The following is a 20,239-nucleotide window of genomic DNA, read 5'->3' as shown; positions in this document are numbered from 1 at the left end:
TCCCCATTCCCCGCTCCCCATTCCCCACTCCCTAATTCAAAATGGCAACTTGGCAATGTGTAAAACAATGTGGAGCCTGCTGTAATCTTGATCCAGCAGATCGTCCAGATTTGGATGAGTATCTCTCTCCACCAGAACTAGAACTCTATCTCAGCATGGTAGGCGAAGGCGGCTGGTGCGTTAATTTCGACCATACCACGCGCGAATGTCGCATCTACTCAGATCGTCCTCGTTTCTGCCGCGTGGAACCAGAGGTTTTTCAAGATATGTATGGGGTTGAACCTGAAGAAGTCAACGATTTTGCTATAGACTGCTGTCGCCAGCAAATAGAAGGAGTATACGGCGATCGCAGTTTAGAAATACTACGCTTCGATCAAGCTATTGGGCTATAAGGAGGATCTTTAGGACACAAAAACACCCCCATAATTTTTTTATCACCATTTATGTAGTTGCAATTTATTACAACAATCTGAGAATATGATAGAAATATGAAAATAACCTAGCAACCCAAACTACTGCTTGTGAAACTTGACTCTGCACCTTTGGAGATTTCTGGCATAGCTCAGACTGAAATCGAGCTAGAAGTGAAAGACAGCACTGATTTTAACTTAACTCCTGCGATCGCCCAGCGAGTTCAGCCTGTAGTTGCCGATAGTCCTCCAAAGCAGCAATCAGTGTTAGTAGTTTTTGGCACAACTTTTGTAACCATTTTTCTCGCAGAAATTGGAGACAAGACTCAGCTATCCACCCTATTAATGAGTGCAGAATCTCATTCGCCTTGGGTGGTATTTCTCGGATCGGCAGCGGCGCTGATAACCACCAGCTTATTAGGCGTACTTTTAGGTAGTTGGATGGCTAGCCGACTCAGCCCAAAAACTGTAGAAAAATCAGCAGGTGTGATGTTGTTGGTAATTTCCCTAATGCTGTTTTGGGATGTATTTACTAGTCATTAGTCATTAGTCATTTGTCATTGGTCATTTGTCATTTGTCATTAGAGAAACTCCCATTACCCATTCCCCATTCCCCATTCCCCCTTAATAATATGGATTGGCATCTTTTAGGACTGAGCTTTATTACAGTTTTTTTATCAGAATTAGGTGACAAAAGTCAGCTAGCAGCGATCGCACTTTCAGGGCGTTCTAATTCTCCGCGTGCAGTATTTTTTGGTGCAGCAGGCGCATTGCTGTTGACTAGCCTGTTGGGGGCATTAGCAGGGGGAGCAGTAGCCGAATTATTACCTACACGTTTGTTAAAAGCGATCGCTGCGATCGGATTTGCCATCCTTGCTGCACGCTTGCTGTTATTTAACAACGAACCATCGGCGGATTCTGAAGAAACACCATGAGAAAGGACTCAGAAGAGAGAATTCAGAAGACTCTACCCATAAAGGGATGGAGTTAAAACGCTACCGGACTCTAATTCATACTGACTCCTGTTAGCGGATAGCTAAGGTTTAACCCATTCTGACTCCTGAATTCTGACTCCTGAGTTCTGAATTCTTCTTTACAAAAGTTCCCAAGCCGTTCCTTTGTAGCCGTATTGGAAAATTTCGGGATGTAAAATTTCAGCCAAAATTTCTAGAGAATCTACCAGTCGTGGCCCTGGACGATTAAAGTAAGAATTGCCATCAGTGATGTAGACTCTACCAGCTTGCGTAGCGTGTAGTTTTTCCCACTCTGGACGTTGAGTTAACAATTTGGCTTCTTGGCGAGTGCGATTTAAATCAAAGCCACAAGGCATAAAAACAATTACATCTGGATCAGTTGTTAATAGTGTTTCCCACGGCAAGATAGGAGAAGGCTGACCTGTATAACAAAATAGAGACTGTCCTCCTGCCAAGTTAACTAATTCAGGAATCCAATTGGCGGCAACCATCAAAGGATCAGTCCACTCGATACAGGCAACTGTAGGCTGTTCATTTAAAGAAAGTCCTTGGATTCTTTGCTGACAAATTTTGACGCGAGCTTCTAAATTTTCTAAGGCTTTTACCGAGTCTACCTCGAAGGCATTACCAACTCGCTCAATATCAGCCCAAATATCTTGGAGAATATTGGGTTGTAAAGAAATAATCTGTGGTTTACTGTCAATGAGTGTGGCAACTGCCTTTTCAACTTCGTCTAAGCTAACAGCGCAAACATCACACTGGTCTTGAGTGAGAATGTGAGTAGGCTGCAACTGCTCTAAAACATCAGTTTTGATTTCATAAATACTGAGAGCAGATTGTAATAAATCGTTCACCTCATCGTTAATTTGGCTGCTGGAGGCATTAGAGTCTAAGCGTGCTTGGGTACAAACGGGGCGATCGAGGATTTCTGGAGGGTAATCGCATTCGTGCGATCGCCCCACAATAGCATTAACCAATCCTAGTGCCGCTAAAATCTCTGTTCCACCGGGAATCAGGGAAACAATTCTTACATTACTAACTGTCATCGCTCCACCTCCATAAAAGCTGCCATTACCTTAATGTTCTCAAAATTTTAGCCATTAGGTATCTTTCTCTAGGGGAATCAACGGTGTTTTGGTAATCATCTTGATTATCTGTGAAGTTGCTCCAGAGCTTAGGACTTATGTCCCATTGCCTCAGTAAGCTTGATTTTGTACAGTTCCAAAAAAAATGAATTAATATTAACACTAACCAATAAATTGACTTACAGCCTTTTTCAAGTAATTAAAATAAATAGACTACATCACTCTCTATTTCCCGAATCAAAACACCATACTACTTAATATTTGTGTGAAATTACTTGATAGTGAAATTACTGTAAATGCTAATTATCCCCTGGCAAAAATTACTGCCATAAAGTAATAAAAGTGATTAGCAAAGTCTAGTTTGGAACTCGTTATCTAGAATTAGAAAAATTAAATTATAAAAAATATACTTTCCGGTTATGAAAAACCATACCAAGTAATTGTAGTTATACAAAGACGGTTCTACTTTTTGCGTAGAACTCGAAGGCAAAATTATTTCTTCTTGAGGTCAAGTAATGCAGGTGGTGTCAGCTAGAGATATTGCAGAGCAAAATCAGTCCCAAGAGGCTTTACAAATCAGAGAAAATAGTCGTCGAAAACAAAACCAGACATTAGTACAACTAGCAAGAAGCAAGACGTTTCAACAAGGCAATCTTAATGCAGTATTGAGAGAGATCACAGAAACTGCCGCTCAGACGCTCTTAGTCAAGCGAGTTGGGGTGTGGTTATATAATGAAGAACGCTCAAAAATTGAATGCATCGATTTATATGATGTAAACACTAAGGAGCATAGCTTTGGTAACTGGCTTTCACAAGAAAATTATCCAGCTTATTTCCAGGCTTTAGAAGAAGAACGTACCATTGCCGCAAATGATGCCAGAAACGATACAAGAACCCAAGAATTATCCCAGCCTTATCTTTGTGTTTTAGGCATCACATCCCTACTGGATGCACCCATTTGGCTAGAGGGTCGTTTGGTAGGCGTAGTATGCCACGAACACATAGGCGAACTTCGCGAGTGGACTTTAGAAGAAGAAACTTTTGCTGGCTCGATTGCAGATTTCGTGACTTTGGCTATAGAAGCGAGCGAGCGAAACATGGTACAGGAAGCACTGCGGCAGAGTGAGGCGAAATTTCGAGCAATTTTTGAACGTTCTTCTATTGGTATTGGACTTATAGATATGAAAGCGCAGATAGTCGATACTAATCCGGTAATGTGCGAGATTTTAGGATACAGCCGAGAAGAACTATACGGTAAGCGCTTTACAGATTACATTTCCACGCAAAAGGGGGATTTAAAACTTTACAAACAACTGGTGTCAGAAATTGGCAAAAACTCAGGGAAAACTTCAAGGTTCGCCTTCCCAGTCTCCCAACTTGAGGAACAGGCTGTCGATAAACATCGCATTGAGATGGAAAGACGCTGCTTACATAAAGATGGTAGCCTAGTTTGGACTCATATCTCTGTTTCTGTTATACCAGACAGCAATGGTGAACCTGAGTTTTTTCTAGCGATGATTGAGGATATTACTGAACGCAAGGAAACAGAATTGAAACTACGTGCCTCTCAAGAAGCAGCAGAAGCTGCTAGTCGGGCAAAAAGTGAATTTTTAGCAACCATGAGCCACGAGTTGCGAACACCTCTTAATGCGATTATGGGCTTATCACAGTTGCTGCAACAAGAAGTAGTTGGCTCTCTCAATGAAAAGCAGAACGAATATGTAAGTTGTATATATAGTAGTGGTGAGCATTTGCTGGCACTGATTAACGATATTCTTGATTTATCGAAGGTAGAAGCAGGCAAAGAAGAACTGTTACTGTCACCTTTACCAGTATCTGATTTATGTAATTATGCCATCTGGACAGTGCGCGATCGCGCCTCAGAAAAGGGGTTAAAACTCACCTACAAAATTGACCTACAAGAGGATATTTGTATTGCTGATGAGCGGCGCATTAAGCAAATGCTACTCAATTTGCTCACCAATGCCATTAAATTTACCCCAGCCGGTGATGTATCGCTGGTAGTGAAAAAAGTACCTCAAGGAATAACCTTTACAGTTTCAGATACTGGAATTGGTATAGACCCAAATCAGTTTCAATTTCTATTTGAACCATTTAAACAGCTTGATAGCCAATTAAATCGGCAGTATGAAGGCACTGGTTTAGGTTTAGCTTTAACACGCAAACTAGCGCGTTTGCATGGTGGAGATTTAACTGTTACATCGACTTTAGGAGAAGGTAGTCAGTTCACTTTGTTTCTACCAAATCCAGTACTTTCGAAAGCAGTCGAAAATGAAAAGCATGAGGAAGATCAGGGAGATGAGAGAGAAGAGTTTACTTTATCCTCCTCCCCAGACATCCCCAAAAATAAAACTATTTTACTTATAGAAGAAGAGGAAAAAACTGCAACAGTTTTGCAAGACTATCTTCAGTCAATTGGCTATAAAGTCAAGTGGATAGATAATGAAAACGATTTTTTGAACCAGGTGCAAAGCCTCCAAGCAGATTTAGTTTTTTTTGATTTACAGCTAACTAAAAAAACTAGTATCTTAAATTTGCTAAATCTCCTTAGACAAAAGCCTTCTTGGAAAGATACACCAATTGTAATAATGACCTTGAACGAACCTATAGAAAAAGAAATTAATAAGTTACCAGGTAGTGCTAATGACTATCTTGTTAAGCCAATCCGCACAGTTCATCTAGAGTCATTACTAATGCGATACTTGAGCTAATTTTACTATGAAATTTATTGTTTATTGGTTAGGCAATTTAGTATTTAAAATCATTGTCAACTGCTGTGATTACCAGTTATTAAAATAAGCAGATTATTTAGACTATGAGATGTTTTTTCTCATTGTTATATGGCGAATGCTTGCTTCTTCAAATATTTCTCCCTCTTCTATAAAATCCAGCTTTCTGTATAAATTTTTCACATATTCTTGAGCGTGAATCACAACTTCTGTAATATTTTTGTTAGCTATAATCTGTAGTGCCCTCTCCATAATTTTTGTACCAATACCCTGTCCTCTAGCTGTAGATAAAACTGCAAGCCTTTCTATCTTGGCAGTTTTATCTTCCAAGTATCTAATTCTGGCAGTACCAACAGCTTCTTCATTTAAATAAGCAATCAAATGCTCAGATATTGCATCTTTGCCATCAAATTCTAAAGCAGGATCTACATTTTGTTCATCCTGAAAGACTACTTGTCTAATTGCTTTAATTGTAGGAAAATCTTGAGGAATTTTAGCAACTTTTATAGATAAATTACTCATCAAGCTCTTTCTGTTGTTAGATTATAAAATAATTAGGATATATGGCAATATGCTTAGAATAGTCATATTTCGCCTCAGAAGCTCATCCGAACCCGCTTATAAAAAACAGGGTTATTTTTTCTATTATAGGATCATAATGTCAGGACTAATTTTAGCTTATTCGTAGCCAAATCAAGGCATTTATCTACTTTTTATGGGTAAAATTTGAATTGAATTTTAGGGATCTAAATGTAGATTTTACATCACTTGTCTCTGAAAAATCATGTTAGTTCTATATACTCAAAATTTTGCCATATCTCAATTTAATTGTAAACTCACTTTACTCACCTTGATGACCCAAGTTGTTTTGGCAGAATCCTTATTTCTGTGGCTCTGATTAAATTCATCATTGAGACTTGATTGCAATCAATTTGTAATTAACAATTTCGAAAAAAGTCTTAACCTAAATTTGTACTAACTTTAACTCAATCTTTGCCTACGCTGTATGCCTTAGTAAGAAGATTGTGTAGTAACTCTGGTAAAATACTGTATTCCAATCGGTTTTTAGGTGTATTACTACCACTAACCTAGAGCTAGAAGTCAAGCTGGAGGTTCTTAGGAGTTACTGTTTACTGCATTTAAGGATTGGAGATTCATGAAACTGCAACTGATCCAATTACATATACTCTGAACCAAATTCACTGGAGCGTAGACCCATGATAAGCACAAATGCTGTTTGCACGGAGGAAACCAGGTGTCTACGCCGACAGCATGACATTTGCATATTTTCTGTGGAGTTTTCTTAACTATTCTTGAGGAGTACAAATGCTTGAGGCTATCGCTGTTGCTTGGTTATTACTGTTTTTTGGTGATTTTCTATCTACATTTATTTACCACGTACCCGAGCATGTTTTTGGTAGCCTTCATTTAAAAACGCACCACTCCTGGAAAAAAGATTTCCGCCACTACGCTATTCTGACTTTTAATCCTCAAGTTCTTTTAGATGGTATCTTAGGAGCTTTGCCTTATGTACTCATAGCAGTAGTCTTGTGGTCTTTCTCTCCCATTGGCGTTATTTCGGGATTACTGCTTGGTCAGTTTCATGTATGGTGGAGACACATAAGTGTACTTGGTTGGCAAACTCCAAAGCCTATAAATATTTTATGCCAAATTTTATTTGTTACTACTCCTGAGAGACACTGGTTACATCATCACAAAACTAATTTAGGTTTCGGTGATATTTTTACATTCTTTGAACAACCTGCACAAATGTGGTTACGCTGGCTTCGGTTACTCAGACTTCGTGTTCGCTACTCTCGGATCTAACTGAAGCTACTACTTATCTCAATACTTTTTAAACGTACCAAAAGAAGTTGCGATCGCAGCTTCTTTTGGTACGATATTTATCTTTTCAGAAAAATATATTAATTGCCCCTACTGTATGTGGCTTTGTGTAAGTCCTAAAATAAGCGAGTTACACAAACAGAAGTATACCTTTGTAACGAAGTATAAAGGTATTTGCTAATGTTCAACTTCACTGTTATTTCGCCAATATTTTTGGGAAAACTAGTCTTAATTAGTAAATTATTATATCTCTAGATTTTTATGATAATTTCTCTCTTTTCCAGAGAGGGCTGTTTTCCTTCTACCTTTCGGGTATCTCCTAAGCCCTTCGGGCACGCTTTGCGAACGGAGACGTTACGCGAACGCAGTCACTCATGGGGAAAACCCCCAAGAGCGCCCTGTCTCACTTCTTGCCCTGTATTTCCTGTCTTCATTGATAAAATTAATCACCCAATTTGCTTGACTGGGGTTAATTTGCAACTTGCTGCTTATGAGGTGTTTTATGTCCCCAGTTAGCCTCAGAAAGATTCTCAACAAAAAAGAATTGCCATCTCTCCTTCATAACTTAGTCTACCAGCTCAACATTGCGATTGATGTTGAACTAGTAGATGGCACAAAACTACTTAGCATTGGGGAGCAAACTACCGAAAACCGATATCCAATCGAGATGTCAGGAGAAATCATCGGTTGGGTTGTGGGAGGAGAGCAGGCAATTCTAGTTGCAAGTTTGCTCTCATTGTTGGCCAAGCAAGAAGCTGAGAAGAAAGTACTGGCCATAGAATTGCTGGAGCGATACCAAGAAATTGATTTGTTTGACGATATCTCGACTCAACTCGCAACAAGTTTGGATACGCGACAGATTGCTCAACTCGTGCTTCAGGAATTAAGTCGATTAATTGAATCGTCTGCGGGGATGATTCTGCTTTTGAGTCCAGATGCAACTGCATTTGAAATCATTGCCGAATTTGGAGAGTTTTTTGACGATAGCCACCCGCAACCAGGTAAGGGAATTATTGGCAACATTGTGCAATCCAACCGGGCAGAACTGATCAATGATGTGCAAACCGATCCTCGATTAGAGGTGAAAAAAAACGTTAGCGCCATAATTTGTGTACCGTTACGAGCCAAAGAGCGGGTACTGGGAGCGATCGCGATTGGGGCATCCAAAACCGATTCATACAAAGCTGAACACCTGAAACTTGTGAGTATCTTTGCCTCTCAAACAGCGATCGCCATTGACAAAGCTTTGCTTTATGAGCAAAGCACTCAAGCAGCAGTTCAGGCACAAGCCCAGACAAAAAAGCTTCAGAAAGCTCTTCATGAGCTGCAATTGGCCCAAACTCAGTTAATTCAAAGCGAAAAAATGTCCAGTCTCGGACAACTTATTGCCGGAGTTGCCCACGAAATCAACAACCCGGTTAACTTTATTTGCGGCAATTTAAAGTATGTTGCCGAATACGCCCAAAACTTATTGCACCTATTGGAAAACTATCAGAAATTCCTACCTGTTGTCCCTCCAGAGTTGGAATCAGAGTTAGACAATATAGACCTGGAATTTATCATGCAGGATTTCCCCAAACTGCTAGATTCGATGAAACTGGGCACCGGTCGCATCGTAGAAATTGTCCAATCCCTGAAAAACTTCTCCCGCCACGACGAAGCAGAAATGAAAGCCGTCAATATCCATGATGGTATCGACGGAACGCTAATGATTCTTCATCATCGCCTGAAAGCAGATATTCACCGTCCGGCAATTGAAATCATCAAAGACTATGCAAAACTTCCCCTCATTGAATGCTATCCCGGACAGTTGAATCAGGTGTTTATGAACATCCTGGCAAATGCCATTGATGCTTTGGAGGAGACAATGAGTAATGGGGAATGGAAAAATTCTCATTCACCCCATCTTCTTGTTCCGCCATCTCCTCACTCTCCACTCCCCACTCCCCAAATCACTATTCGTACCAAAGTTCTCGATCGCCAGTGGGCTGTGATTCTAATTGCCGACAATGGCCCAGGCATGAAGGAGGAGGTTATTCACCGCATTTACGATCCCTTTTTCACTACAAAAGATATTGGTAAGGGAACCGGATTAGGTATGGCAATCAGCTATCAAATTGTTGTAGACAAACATGGAGGAATGCTCAAGTGTCGTTCTCAACCCGGTGAAGGCACAGAATTCTGGATTCAGATTCCCTTAAATTGTGCAGTGGTGGCCCCTACTGAAGAAGAGAATTACACCTCTGCCTCGCCAACTGCCACAACGATATTACCCCATATACCCGATGCCAATGGCTTCATTCGCTCACCAATCCCAATGCTCAAACCGACGGATTTACTGACCCGCCATACTCACTTAATCCAGCGACTTTCACAGCACAATCCAGATGTGGAAACTGCATCACCCGATGAAATTTACCAGATGTTCCAACGCCACCCAATTTCATTAAAGCTTTACGCCACTTTGTTGTCTTGGTTCTGTTGTTCTAACCCTACCTAAAATACGCTACTAGAGAAACCTTAGCCATGTTTAAGCAACTTGATGAATACAATAGTCAGCTATTTGAAAAATGTCCTGTTGGCCTAGCATTATGCCGAACAGATGGGACGCTAATTAATATCAACCATGCTTATGCTGAAATTTTGGGGCGCACTGTTCCAGAAACCCTAAATCTCAGCTATTGGCAAATTACTCCAAAAAACTATGCGGCCGCCGACCAAGCTACGCTAGAGAAGCTGGAACAAACTGGTCGCTACGGCCCCTATGAGAAGGAGTTAATCCACAAAGATGGGCATCTGGTTCCGGTCAGAATCTCTGGACTGATGATTGAGAAAGATGGGGAGCAACTGATCTGGTCTAGTGTGGAGGATATCAGCGACCTTCGACGCATTCAGCAGGAACGCCAACATAATGAACAAATCCTGAAACAGAGTGAAGCCCGATACCGCTCTCTGGTGACAGCTAATACACAAATTGTCTGGGTAAGCACACCAGAAGGAATTTGCTTTGAACTGGCAAGCTGGATAGCTTATACAGGTCAAAGTCTAGCTGAAGCTGAGAATGGGGGATGGATTAATGCTGTTCATCCTGACGATCGCGCCTACACAGGAGAAGTCTGGAGTGCTGCCGTGGCAAACCTGAGTATGTATCAAATTGAATACCGAATTTGTGGCAAGGATGGCAACTATCGCTACTTTTGGGTCTGGGGTGCGCCCGTTATAGAAGAAGATGGCAGCGTCAAGGAGTGGATTGGCACCTGTACCGATATTCACGATCGCAAGCTGGCAGAAGCCGAAAATCAGCGTCTTAAAGAACGATATCGCTCGTTAGTAACTGCTACTTCACAGATCGTCTGGGGAGCTACCCCGGAAGGACTGGGAATAAGCAATGAAATGCTCACCTGGATGGACTATACGGGGCAGAGCGAAGCTGAAGTTGAGGGTTGGGGCTGGATTGATCCAATTCACCCCGATGACCGTGCCAGTTCCACAGAAGTTTGGAATACTGCTGTGGTAAACCGAGCTATCTACCAAACCGAATATCGGTTGCGTAGCAAAGATGGCACATACCGCTACTTCTCTGTCTGTGGTGCCCCTGTCCTGGAGAAAGACGGCAGCATTCGGGAATGGATTGGCACCTGTAATGATATTCACGATCGCAAACAAGCAGAAGCTGAAAATCAACGTTTATTGGATATGTTGAATCATTCCAGCGATGCCATCATCGTCCGTGATATGAGCGACAAAATCTCTCACTGGAATCAGGGTGCCGAGAGACTCTACGGTTGGACGCGTGAAGAAGTAAAAGGCCAATGCATTCAAGCATTTATCAAAAAAACTTTTCCAAAACCAAAAGAAGAAATCATCGCAGAGTTATTAGAGCAAGGTAATTGGGAAGGAGAAGTGCAACACCTCACCCATGATGGCAAACTGATTACCGTCCAGAGTCGATGGACTTTGCAACGAGACATCTCTGGTCAGCCCTGCGCGGTGATGGAAATCAATACCGACATCACTGCACGCAAACAAGCAGAAATCGCTCTACGGCAACTGAATCAAGAACTGGAAGCCAGAGTTGTAGACCGGACAGCTGCCCTGCAAAATACCCTAGCAGAAGCGCAGGGATTAAATGCCATTTTAGATAACTTAGCAGATGGTTTGTTAGTGGCAGACACCGCAGGACAAATTACCCACTTCAATCCTGCCTTTTTAACCATGTATGGATTGACAGCTACCGCCCTCAAAGGTCACTACCGAGAACTGCCGATATCTGGTTTAGCAGAACTGGTTGCTCGAACTCAATCTCATCCCGAAGAGGTATTTTCTGCTGAAGTTGCACTGACGAAGGAACGTATTGGTCAGGCAGTGGCGACCGCTATTTTCAAAAAAACGGTAGAGCAAGAACCCCTAGCCTGCTTCGGTTCTGCGCTGCTGATTCGGGATATAACAGCAGAAAAAGAGATTGACAAGATGAAGACCGACTTTATCTCAACGGTTTCCCACGAACTGCGAACACCACTAACTTCTGTTCTCGGTTTTGCATCAATTATTAAAGAAAAGCTAGAAACCGATGTGTTTCCAATAATTTCTACTGAAGACCGCAAGCTTCAAAAAACCATTAAGCGGGTGGCGGATAATCTCAACATTATTGTGTCGGAAGCAGAACGGCTCACATCTTTGATTAACGATGTCTTAGACATCGCCAAGATGGAAGCAGGTAAGGTGGAATGGCAGATGCAGCCGCTCGATCCCAGCGAATTACTCGATTGGGCAACCAATTCTACCGCCGGGTTGTTTGAAACCAATGGCTTGCAGTTGGTTAGCGAGATTGAACCTGGACTGCCTCAGATAGTAGGCGATCGCAACCGTCTGCTGCAAGTTTTAATCAACCTGATTTCCAATGCCGTTAAGTTTACCGAATCTGGTTGTGTTACCTGCCGCGTCAAACAAGGAGACGACGGTGTTTGCATCAGCGTCATCGACACAGGCATTGGGATTGCACCAGAAGATCAGCCAAAAGTGTTTGAGAAATTCCGCCAAGTTGGTGACACCCTCACCGACAAACCCAAAGGCACAGGGTTAGGACTACCCATCTGTAAACAAATCATCGATCATCATGGCGGTAGAATCTGGGTTGAAAGTGAACCAGGGAATGGCAGTATATTCTCATTCATCATTCCCACCTACACCAGCGATCAAAAAACCACTGCTAATCTGAATCTGGATACGCTAGTCAAACAACTTAAAGAACACGTCATTACCACAAGCCCAGTGGTGAACAAAAACCGTAAAACCATTTTAGTTGTGGATGATGACGCTAACATTCGGGAACTGCTTCGTCAACAACTAGAAAATGAAGGCTACAACGTTCAGGAAGGAAAGGACGGCGTGGATGCAATTCATCAAATTAAAATAGCCCGTCCCGATCTGATTCTCTTGGACGTGATGATGCCCCAAATCAACGGTTTTGATGTGGCAGCTGTTCTCAAGAATGATCCTCAGACCGCAGACATTCCGATCATTATTTTGTCAATTATTGAAAACAAAGAACGGGGCTACCATATTGGTATTGATCGCTATCTCACCAAGCCCATTAATACAGAGAAACTCCTCAACGAAATTGGCTCACTGCTTTACCAGGGTACTTCTAGTAAAAAGGTATTAGTTGTAGATAAAAATGCATCAGCTTTAAAAACCTTATCCGATGTACTAGAAGCTCAGGGATACAACGTGATTGAAGCCTCAAATCCGCAAGAATGCATCAATAAAGCTCTGTCAGCCAAACCTGACATGATCATCATCGATTCTATCTTCTCTCAAGAAGGTGATTTGGTGAAAACCCTACGGTTTGAGAAAGAGTTAGAAAATGTATTTTTTATTATGCTGTCTGAGCAGTAATCTCTCCGATTGGGAATTGGGAATTGCGAATTAGGAATTTAGAGTAAAGATGATTACTTTGAGCTTTGAACTTGGCACTTCGACTTCTGAACTCGGAACTTCGACTTCTGAACTTGGCACTTCGACTTCTGAACTCGAAACTTCAACCTCTGAACACAAAGCGTAAAGCGTCAAGCTTAGAACTTATACCAATTCTGTATAAAGATGCGCCAAATTATATAAGGAACGAACCGCAAAGGGCGCAAAGGACACAAAGGAAGAAAGAAAATTTGGCGCAGCCTCACAAAGAAATGGTATTACTATTCCCAATTTCCCATTCCCCATTCCCCATTCTCAATTTCCCATTCCCAATCCCCAATCCCTAAATCTTATGACTCATAAAATTCTGATTGTTGACGATGAACCCAATATCTTGATTTTGATGGAACAAGCCTTAGAAGCATTAGAAGACGAGGGTGTAGAACTTCTAACTGCTAGAAATGGAGAAGAAGCTCTTGAAACTATTAAAACTGAAAAACCAAATCTAGTTTTTCTCGATGTGATGATGCCTAAAATGAACGGTTTGCAAGTCTGCCACATTGTTAAACATGACTTGGAAATGACTGACATCTACATTGTCATATTGACAGCTAAAGGACAGGAATTTGATAAACAAAAAGGGATTGAGGTTGGTGCAGATTTATATCTAACTAAACCATTTCGTCCCAAAGAAGTACTTGAAAAATCAAGGCAGGTGTTGGGATTTTGAGTAAAATTATGAACAACTTTAAAGCTTATCGTATTCACAATAAATACTAAGTATAGATGATTTGAAAAACCATGTATGTCGTAGGGACAATATCTAGAGGGAAGCCGCTTTGCATCTACATAAATTGCCCCTACAGCGCAGGTCTATTTACCATCCGAAAATGATTAATAAAAACCTGAAATGACATACTTACCTTGATTCACAACATAATTATTTTGTGTAGTCCTAGCTTTTCACTGCGTAGGCGTAGCCCGTCGTAGACATCGCACTACTGGGAACAATCGGCATAAATCTGGTTACATTTCGTTAATGGATCAACGGTTAACAGTACTCATGTCAGGGTAGCGCTCACCTGCTGCGATACCTTTTGGTGCAACTGCTTCCAGTCGATTCAACTCTTCTTCAGTCAGGGTAATTTCGGTAGCTGCAATATTCTCCTCTAAGTAGGTACGGCGTTTTGTACCAGGAATTGGGACAATATCTTCTCCTTGAGCCAATAGCCATGCTAGTGCAAGCTGACTAGCGGTTACTCCTTTTTCGGTGGCAATTGCCTTCACTTGCTCAACTAATTTCAAGTTCTTATCAAAATTCTCACCTTGAAAGCGAGGCGCATTTCTGCGATAGTCATCAGGTGCTAGATCGTCAAGTTTAGCGATCGCACCTGATAAAAACCCTCTTCCTAATGGACTATAGGCAACAAACCCAATTCCTAATTCCCGCACAGTAGGTAAAATCTCATCCTCTGGCTCTCGACTCCAAAGAGAGTATTCTGTTTGGAGTGCCGCAATAGGGTGAACTGCCACAGCCCGCTGAATCGTCGCCGGAGCAGCCTCTGAAAGCCCTAAATAACGCACTTTTCCTTGCTTTACTAACTCCGCCATTGCTCCTACAGTATCCTCAATGGGTACGGTTGTATCTACCCGATGTTGATAATAGAGGTCAATTACTTCTACTCCCAGACGTTTTAGTGAGGCATCGCAAGCTTGATGGACATATTCGGGTTTGCCGCTAATTCCTTTCCAACCACCATCTTCAGTGCGGACATTGCCAAATTTGGTTGCTAATACTACTCGATCTCGACGATCTTTAATTGCTTTGCCTACTAATTGCTCATTAGTAAAAGGCCCATACATATCGGCAGTATCAAGAAAATTAACTCCAAGTTCCAATGCTCGATGAATTGTAGCGATCGCCTCATTTTCATCACGACCACTATAAAACTCAGACATTCCCATACAACCAAGTCCGATAGTTGAAACTTCTAACCCAAGTTTCCCTAGTTTTCTGGTTTTCATCAAATAATCTCCTAGTCAGTAATTGGTCAGAAAAAATCAACTCTTTCAGCATTATGCCTTTCCCTATCATCTAGCCATCTACACTTAGAAGTATTTCCTGAGAAAAGTAATTAAAAAATATATTTATCATCCAACTTACGCAAAATCTTAGCCAAAAAGAAAGATTTTCTTCTTAGGGCAATTCATGTATACATGGAGCGTCTACAAGTTCTCCAACGGATTAGCCGCAGGGTATTGCCCCTACCGCGCGTGTAATTTTGCGTAAACCCTATAAACAGAATTCATTCTGACTCAAAAAGCCCATAGTCCAGTGATAACGAGTCTGCTTACCCCTGCTTATTTAGAAGATAATTATGGGAAACCTTAATTTGTGAGAGCGAAAGGCTTTTGCCAGAAGGAACTAGAATTAGGAAACACCTAGCTGGGTTCTTCTGAATTTTGAAATTAGGAGTGCATGTGTGCCAAAATCCCCTAAATATTTGCTGATTGGATCAACCGAGACCTACAGCGGTAAATCTGCAACTGTTCTGGGTTTGTCTCATCAGCTACAGCAAAAAGGACTGGATATTACCTACGGTAAACCGCTTGGTACGTGTCTAAATTCGTCTAGTGGAACCGTAATTGAGGAAGATGTCCAATTCATCGCTCTTAGCCTCAATTTGCCGGAAAACCGTGTTGCACCTACAATGCTGGCTTTGGATGAACTCAATGTGCAAAAGCGCTTACGAGGGGAAGACAAAACCGATTATCAGCAATCCCTAATACAGCAATATTTGCAAATGTCCCAAGGAGATTTGGTATTACTGGAGGGGCCTGGTGATTTTTCCGAAGGCAATTTGTTTGACTTGTCTTTACTGCAAATGGCTGAAGTATTGGATGCTGGCGTGCTGTTAGTAAGCCGCTATAAATCGTTGCTTTCGGTTGAGGCGCTATTGGCTGCTAAAGGGCGTGTGGGCGATCGCTTGATGGGAGTTGTGATCAATGATATCCCTGTCACCCAACTAGAAGCGGTTAACACTCTCTTGCGTCCGTTTTTGGAACAGCAAGGGATTCCTGTGCTAGCTATGCTGCCGAGTAGCGATTTGCTCCGCAGTATTAGTGTTGGCGAACTGGTGAAGCAGTTAAAGGCTGATGTTCTTTGTCGCAACGATCGCATGGATTTGTTGGTGGAAAGTCTGGCAATTGGAGCAATGAATGTCAACTCTGCTGTCAAGTATTTCCGTAAACGCCGAAATATGGCGGTGGTGACAGGAGGCGATCGCGTAGAAATTCAGCAAGCCGCTTTGGAAACTTCTACCCAATGTTTAATTCTCACCGGGCAACTACCACCGCCACCGTTCATTCTCAGTCGTGCTGAAGAACTAGAAATCCCTATTCTATCTGTTGACTTAGACACTCTCACCACTGTAGAAATTGTTAACCGTACTTTTGGCCAAGTCCGTCTCCACGAGCCGATTAAGGTTCAGTGCGTTCGCCAGTTAATGTCTGAGCATTTTGACATTGACCGCTTGTTATCGAAACTGGGTTTAACTCCCGCAGCAGCATTGTCTTAACCTCATTAACTCAAATAATTGAGATCATCAATGCTCAGTTATCAGTTAGGAGGCTGTATTACTGGTAAAGGCATAACCAGCTCGTTGTCACCTCCCAGGCGACGGCGGGCTGTTTCCCTCCGCCCCATAGCTGGGACGTGCTTAGTTGCAGCAGCTAATCCAAAAACAGGCATATTTCCGTAAATCGCTTCATCTCTTCCCGGTTCGATTAAATAAGTTTCGTGCCAAATACCAACACTACCATCAGTACCCAATACTTTTCGGTTAAACCTAATAATCTCTCTTTTGATCTGGGGAAAGGGAAATTCAAACCCTTTCCCCATTACCCTTTAACCTTTCCCCCAAAAACCGAAAAGTATTGCATCAGTACCAATGGCTTGATTAAATCTTTGCCAAGTTTTATAGGTGTGCATCAGCTTGATTTCTGGCAAAATACTCCAAATCCTCAAACGATCGCCAATACTGAATCAGTCCTACCCCTCGTGGGTAGATAAATTTATTTATGAAACAAATTGGCTAACCTGGTGTAATCAAGCAATGGAGTTATTGAACCAAACAGTCGAAAAATTGTAGCAATGTCTAACTCAAGTTTTCCTCGCATCTACACGCTGTTTGGTAAAATATCTGGGTCGTTTAATCGGATTATGTCTATCTTTGAGCCAATCAACAGACCTTATTAACCTAGACACATTAGCGCAAGAACTGGCGACCATCCAGCAAACGGGTTCTAAAAGAATCGCCTTGTTGGGTTCTCGTCACGTTCCGATTACGCACCAGAATCTTATTGAAATGATGACTTATGCCCTAGTTTTATCGGGTAATCGCATCATTACTTCTGGTGCTACAGGTACAAACTCAGCTGCCATCAAGGGAGCAACGCGGGCTGATGCAAATTTGTTGACGGTGATTCTACCCCAAAGCCTGGAACGCCAGCCTTTGGAGTCGCGCCAGCAGCTAGAACAGGTAATGCATTTAGTGGAAAATCCCAGTAATGATAATCTGTCTCTTGCTGAAGCTAGTTACTTGTGCAACAAGGAGATTGTCTCCCGTTGCCAGCAACTGATCTGTTTTGCGTTTCACGACAGTCGCACCCTGTTGCAAACTTGTCAAGATGCAGAAGAACAAAGAAAAGTGGTAACGCTTTTCTACTTTGATTAGTCATTTGTCATTTGTCTTTTGTCATTTGTATTTGACTCATGACCAATGACTGATGACTGATGACTAATAACCAACAACAATTAAGTGATGATAATTTTTTTGTACTCGATTGCTGCTGCTGTCGTTCTGATTTACCTGCCATTTTTGGTAGTAGCTTATGCCCGTGTGCGTATTGGCAAGGAAATGCTTGCTACTCCTCGCGCCATGTTTGATAAATTGCCGCCTTATGCCCAACGAGCTACTTGGGCACATCAGAACACCTTTGAAGCCTTTATGGTATTTGCCGCAGCCGCATTGATGGCTTATGTAACTGGTGTAAATTCCTTTACAGGACAAGTGGCTGCGATCGCCTTTGTGGTGGCTCGTTTGCTATACTCGATTTTTTATATTTTGAATATACCCCTTTTGCGATCGCTCATGTTTGCCATTGGTATGCTTGGCTCTACCACTCTCATCTTCTTGAGCATTATCCAAGCTACTAATTAAGTATGGAATGGCGAATGGGGAATGGGGAATTGGGAATTGGGAATAGGAACAAGCAAGGGAGTAGGGAGCAAGGGAGAGAAGTTTTCCCCTCAGCAAGAGCAGCACCCCGTCCCTCTGCCTCTTTTCAATAGCCAATAGCCAAGCCAAAATCCATACCCAATCTAAAATCCAAAATCTAAAATCTAAAATGTTTTATGGCTTCTACATTTTCCTTTGACATTGTGAGCGACTTTGACCGACAAGAGTTGGTTAACGCTGTCGATCAAGTGATACGAGACATCAAAGGTCGTTACGACCTCAAAGACACTGAAACTACTGTCGAGTTGGTCGAAGAAAGCATTAACGTTAGTACTGACAGCGAGTTTACCTTAGATTCTGTACATACCGTTCTGCGAGAGAAAGCCGCCAAGCGTAACCTCTCCCAGAAAATCTTTGATTTTGGCAAGGTTGAATCAGCTAGCGGTAATCGCGTCCGTCAAGAAATCAAACTCAAAAAAGGCATCAGTCAAGAAATCGCCAAGCAAATTTCCAAATTGATTCGGGACGAATTCAAAAAAGTACAAGCCTCAATCCAAGGTGATGCTGTGCGGGTTTCTGCCAAATCTAAAGATGACTTACAAGTAGTCATGCAGCGACTCAAACAAGAAGACTACCCGGTAGCTTTGCAATTTACAAATTATCGTTAAAACATTTGCATGGTGGGTACTACCTATCCAAACTCAGTTTTGTGAAGATTTTTTGTTTGGATCTAAGACACGGTAGTTAACTTAACGCTAAAAGGGCGGTTAGAAACCGCGTCTACACAGGCAAAACCCGCCTGTGCGGGTTAAAAACCTTAATTTTCTCTTATCTTAGCCCACGGAGGTGGGCTTTGTTTGTGTAGCCGCGTTCCCCCTTGGCGTGCCGGAGGCATCATTCCATTAGCCGAGGCTTAAGTTGACTAGAATCAAGTCCCTCCGCCAATACTTTTTTGAAATGCCGGACGCTCAGATAACTGCTTGATATAGTTCAACACCTCTGGGTAAGGGCTGAGGTCTAGCTTCAGCATGATGGGAATATAACTCAGAATAGAACCCACTCCCACATCAGCAACAGTGAACTCATTACCCAGCAAAAAAGGCTGCTTACTGAAAATTTCCTTTAACGCATTCAACAAGCGGGGCATTTCTCGCTCCCGATTTGCTTCTACAAAAATCCCTGTAGCTAGGGTAGAATTGCCAAACAACACCCACTGGGAAAATACAGCACGTTCCTCTAATGAAAGTGGACTTTTACTGTACTTTTCAGCAAGATACAGCAAAATTGCCCCAGATTCCCAAAGCTGAAAATCCCCATCAACAATTGCTGGAACTTTACCAACTGGGTTAATTGCCAAATATTCAGGCTTGAGGTGTTCACCCGCCTGCATATCGAGTTTGACGAATTCGTAAGGAACTTGTATTTCCTCTAAATACCATTGAACAATTGAGGCTCGACTACGAGCGCCACCGTAAAGTTTGAGCATAATTACTTAAAGAACTTTGTGAGTGTGAGAATGTTGTTTAACGTTATCTTCTTTTGTTACAACCCTAGCGGCATTTAGCACCCGTTTGCGCTCAATGGAATACTTAAATTCAGTGTAGTTTGTGCCTAATGGAATCAGGGATTTTGCAGATTCACGACGCTTGTATGTACGAGCTGCTGCAAATACTCGCGGCACAAATTCCTCTCCAAACTGAGCCGACTCTGGGAAGCCATCTGGCAGGAATTGCGAATCGCCATCCAAGACAGATCCCAAAGTTGTTGCATGAGCCAGCTTATAGGAGGTAGGAATGCCTTTTAAAAGCGCTTCTAAAGCCGCAGAGGGAATCGGTTCTATGACTTCGATTTGATAAACTTCTCCATCTTCTTTGACGAAGCAGGTTGCCAAGCCGAGAACAATGTAGTCATCGGTTGCTAAATCAGGGGCATTGGGATAGGAAATTGCAGTTGTCATTGGAAAATTTCTCAAAACTTAAAAATTAAATCTAGATGCTGGGGCATGGGGCATGGGGCATG

At 42.1% G+C, this 20,239-nt stretch carries 19 protein-coding genes; 12 read left to right on the top strand and 7 right to left on the bottom strand.

Annotated elements, in window-relative coordinates:
* Nucleotides 1-41 precede the first annotated feature (41 nt).
* The 3 genes from G1O98_RS27830 to G1O98_RS27820 all read left to right on the top strand — a co-directional run bounded on the left by G1O98_RS27830 (nucleotide 42) and on the right by G1O98_RS27820 (nucleotide 1,345).
* On the top strand, nucleotides 42-392 hold the full coding sequence (locus tag G1O98_RS27830; protein ID WP_163934862.1) for a YkgJ family cysteine cluster protein: 351 nt from the start codon (nucleotides 42-44) through the stop codon (nucleotides 390-392).
* A 129-nt stretch (nucleotides 393-521) separates the two neighbouring features.
* Nucleotides 522-953, top strand: a complete 432-nt coding sequence (locus G1O98_RS27825) for a TMEM165/GDT1 family protein (protein WP_163934858.1) — start codon at nucleotides 522-524, stop codon at nucleotides 951-953.
* An 89-nt stretch (nucleotides 954-1,042) separates the two neighbouring features.
* Entirely contained in the window at nucleotides 1,043-1,345 is a 303-nt protein-coding gene (locus tag G1O98_RS27820; RefSeq protein WP_012411060.1) for a TMEM165/GDT1 family protein, read from the top strand.
* Between the two features lie 158 nt (nucleotides 1,346-1,503).
* Here the strand turns inward: G1O98_RS27820 and G1O98_RS27815 are convergent, their stop codons facing one another.
* On the bottom strand, nucleotides 1,504-2,430 hold the full coding sequence (locus tag G1O98_RS27815) for a cobalamin-binding protein (protein WP_163934855.1): 927 nt from the start codon (nucleotides 2,428-2,430) through the stop codon (nucleotides 1,504-1,506).
* A 554-nt stretch (nucleotides 2,431-2,984) separates the two neighbouring features.
* On the opposite strand from G1O98_RS27815, the gene G1O98_RS27810 reads away from it, so the two are divergent.
* Nucleotides 2,985-5,201: an ATP-binding protein gene (locus G1O98_RS27810; protein WP_163934853.1), complete on the top strand. Its 2,217-nt coding sequence runs from the start codon at nucleotides 2,985-2,987 to the stop codon at nucleotides 5,199-5,201.
* Between the two features lie 102 nt (nucleotides 5,202-5,303).
* Here the strand turns inward: G1O98_RS27810 and G1O98_RS27805 are convergent, their stop codons facing one another.
* Entirely contained in the window at nucleotides 5,304-5,741 is a 438-nt protein-coding gene (locus G1O98_RS27805) for a GNAT family N-acetyltransferase (RefSeq protein ID WP_163934850.1), read from the bottom strand.
* An 804-nt stretch (nucleotides 5,742-6,545) separates the two neighbouring features.
* On the opposite strand from G1O98_RS27805, the gene G1O98_RS27800 reads away from it, so the two are divergent.
* From G1O98_RS27800 to G1O98_RS27785, 4 genes are all read left to right on the top strand, one after another.
* Nucleotides 6,546-7,046, top strand: coding sequence for a fatty acid hydroxylase (locus tag G1O98_RS27800; protein ID WP_163934845.1), 501 nt, complete (start codon nucleotides 6,546-6,548; stop codon nucleotides 7,044-7,046).
* A gap of 520 nt (nucleotides 7,047-7,566) precedes the next feature.
* Complete coding sequence (locus G1O98_RS27795) at nucleotides 7,567-9,564, top strand: ATP-binding protein (protein WP_163934842.1); 1,998 nt, start codon at nucleotides 7,567-7,569, stop codon at nucleotides 9,562-9,564.
* 26 nt (nucleotides 9,565-9,590) lie between these two features.
* The gene (locus G1O98_RS27790; RefSeq protein ID WP_163934839.1) at nucleotides 9,591-12,962 is read left to right on the top strand and encodes a PAS domain S-box protein; all 3,372 of its coding nucleotides are present in this window, start codon (nucleotides 9,591-9,593) and stop codon (nucleotides 12,960-12,962) included.
* A gap of 370 nt (nucleotides 12,963-13,332) precedes the next feature.
* Nucleotides 13,333-13,710 carry a response regulator gene (locus tag G1O98_RS27785; protein ID WP_114086157.1) on the top strand — a complete coding sequence of 126 codons (378 nt, stop codon included), beginning with the start codon at nucleotides 13,333-13,335 and terminating at the stop codon, nucleotides 13,708-13,710.
* 314 nt (nucleotides 13,711-14,024) lie between these two features.
* Here G1O98_RS27785 and G1O98_RS27780 read toward each other — a convergent pair whose 3' ends face one another.
* Entirely contained in the window at nucleotides 14,025-15,005 is a 981-nt protein-coding gene (locus G1O98_RS27780; RefSeq protein ID WP_163934835.1) for an aldo/keto reductase, read from the bottom strand.
* 458 nt (nucleotides 15,006-15,463) lie between these two features.
* Here G1O98_RS27780 and G1O98_RS27775 point away from each other — a divergent pair, with 458 nt between their 5' ends.
* On the top strand, nucleotides 15,464-16,558 hold the full coding sequence (locus G1O98_RS27775) for a phosphotransacetylase family protein (protein ID WP_163934832.1): 1,095 nt from the start codon (nucleotides 15,464-15,466) through the stop codon (nucleotides 16,556-16,558).
* Between the two features lie 41 nt (nucleotides 16,559-16,599).
* On the opposite strand, the gene G1O98_RS40215 is transcribed toward G1O98_RS27775, so the two are convergent.
* Both G1O98_RS40215 and G1O98_RS40885 read right to left on the bottom strand, forming a co-directional pair.
* Nucleotides 16,600-16,881: a DUF4188 domain-containing protein gene (locus tag G1O98_RS40215; RefSeq protein WP_265578500.1), complete on the bottom strand. Its 282-nt coding sequence runs from the start codon at nucleotides 16,879-16,881 to the stop codon at nucleotides 16,600-16,602.
* Between the two features lie 76 nt (nucleotides 16,882-16,957).
* Nucleotides 16,958-17,026 (bottom strand): hypothetical protein, encoded by a 69-nt coding sequence (locus tag G1O98_RS40885; RefSeq protein WP_345940599.1) that lies wholly within the window; start codon nucleotides 17,024-17,026, stop codon nucleotides 16,958-16,960.
* A gap of 186 nt (nucleotides 17,027-17,212) precedes the next feature.
* Here G1O98_RS40885 and G1O98_RS27760 point away from each other — a divergent pair, with 186 nt between their 5' ends.
* From G1O98_RS27760 to G1O98_RS27750, 3 genes are all read left to right on the top strand, one after another.
* Nucleotides 17,213-17,716, top strand: a complete 504-nt coding sequence (locus G1O98_RS27760; RefSeq protein ID WP_041565591.1) for a hypothetical protein — start codon at nucleotides 17,213-17,215, stop codon at nucleotides 17,714-17,716.
* 87 nt (nucleotides 17,717-17,803) lie between these two features.
* Complete coding sequence (locus tag G1O98_RS27755) at nucleotides 17,804-18,202, top strand: MAPEG family protein (protein ID WP_163934827.1); 399 nt, start codon at nucleotides 17,804-17,806, stop codon at nucleotides 18,200-18,202.
* A 194-nt stretch (nucleotides 18,203-18,396) separates the two neighbouring features.
* On the top strand, nucleotides 18,397-18,888 hold the full coding sequence (locus tag G1O98_RS27750; protein ID WP_163934825.1) for a YajQ family cyclic di-GMP-binding protein: 492 nt from the start codon (nucleotides 18,397-18,399) through the stop codon (nucleotides 18,886-18,888).
* 260 nt (nucleotides 18,889-19,148) lie between these two features.
* Here the strand turns inward: G1O98_RS27750 and G1O98_RS27745 are convergent, their stop codons facing one another.
* Nucleotides 19,149-19,706, bottom strand: a complete 558-nt coding sequence (locus G1O98_RS27745; RefSeq protein WP_163934822.1) for a glutathione S-transferase family protein — start codon at nucleotides 19,704-19,706, stop codon at nucleotides 19,149-19,151.
* A gap of 6 nt (nucleotides 19,707-19,712) precedes the next feature.
* Nucleotides 19,713-20,177: a hypothetical protein gene (locus G1O98_RS27740; RefSeq protein WP_163934819.1), complete on the bottom strand. Its 465-nt coding sequence runs from the start codon at nucleotides 20,175-20,177 to the stop codon at nucleotides 19,713-19,715.
* Nucleotides 20,178-20,239: the final 62 nt, after the last annotated feature.

Source organism: Nostoc sp. UIC 10630 (genome assembly GCF_010747425.1).
Taxonomy (GTDB): domain Bacteria; phylum Cyanobacteriota; class Cyanobacteriia; order Cyanobacteriales; family Nostocaceae; genus Nostoc.
Note: the sequence above shows the minus strand (reverse complement) of the source record. Positions and strands in the feature narration are given on the sequence as shown.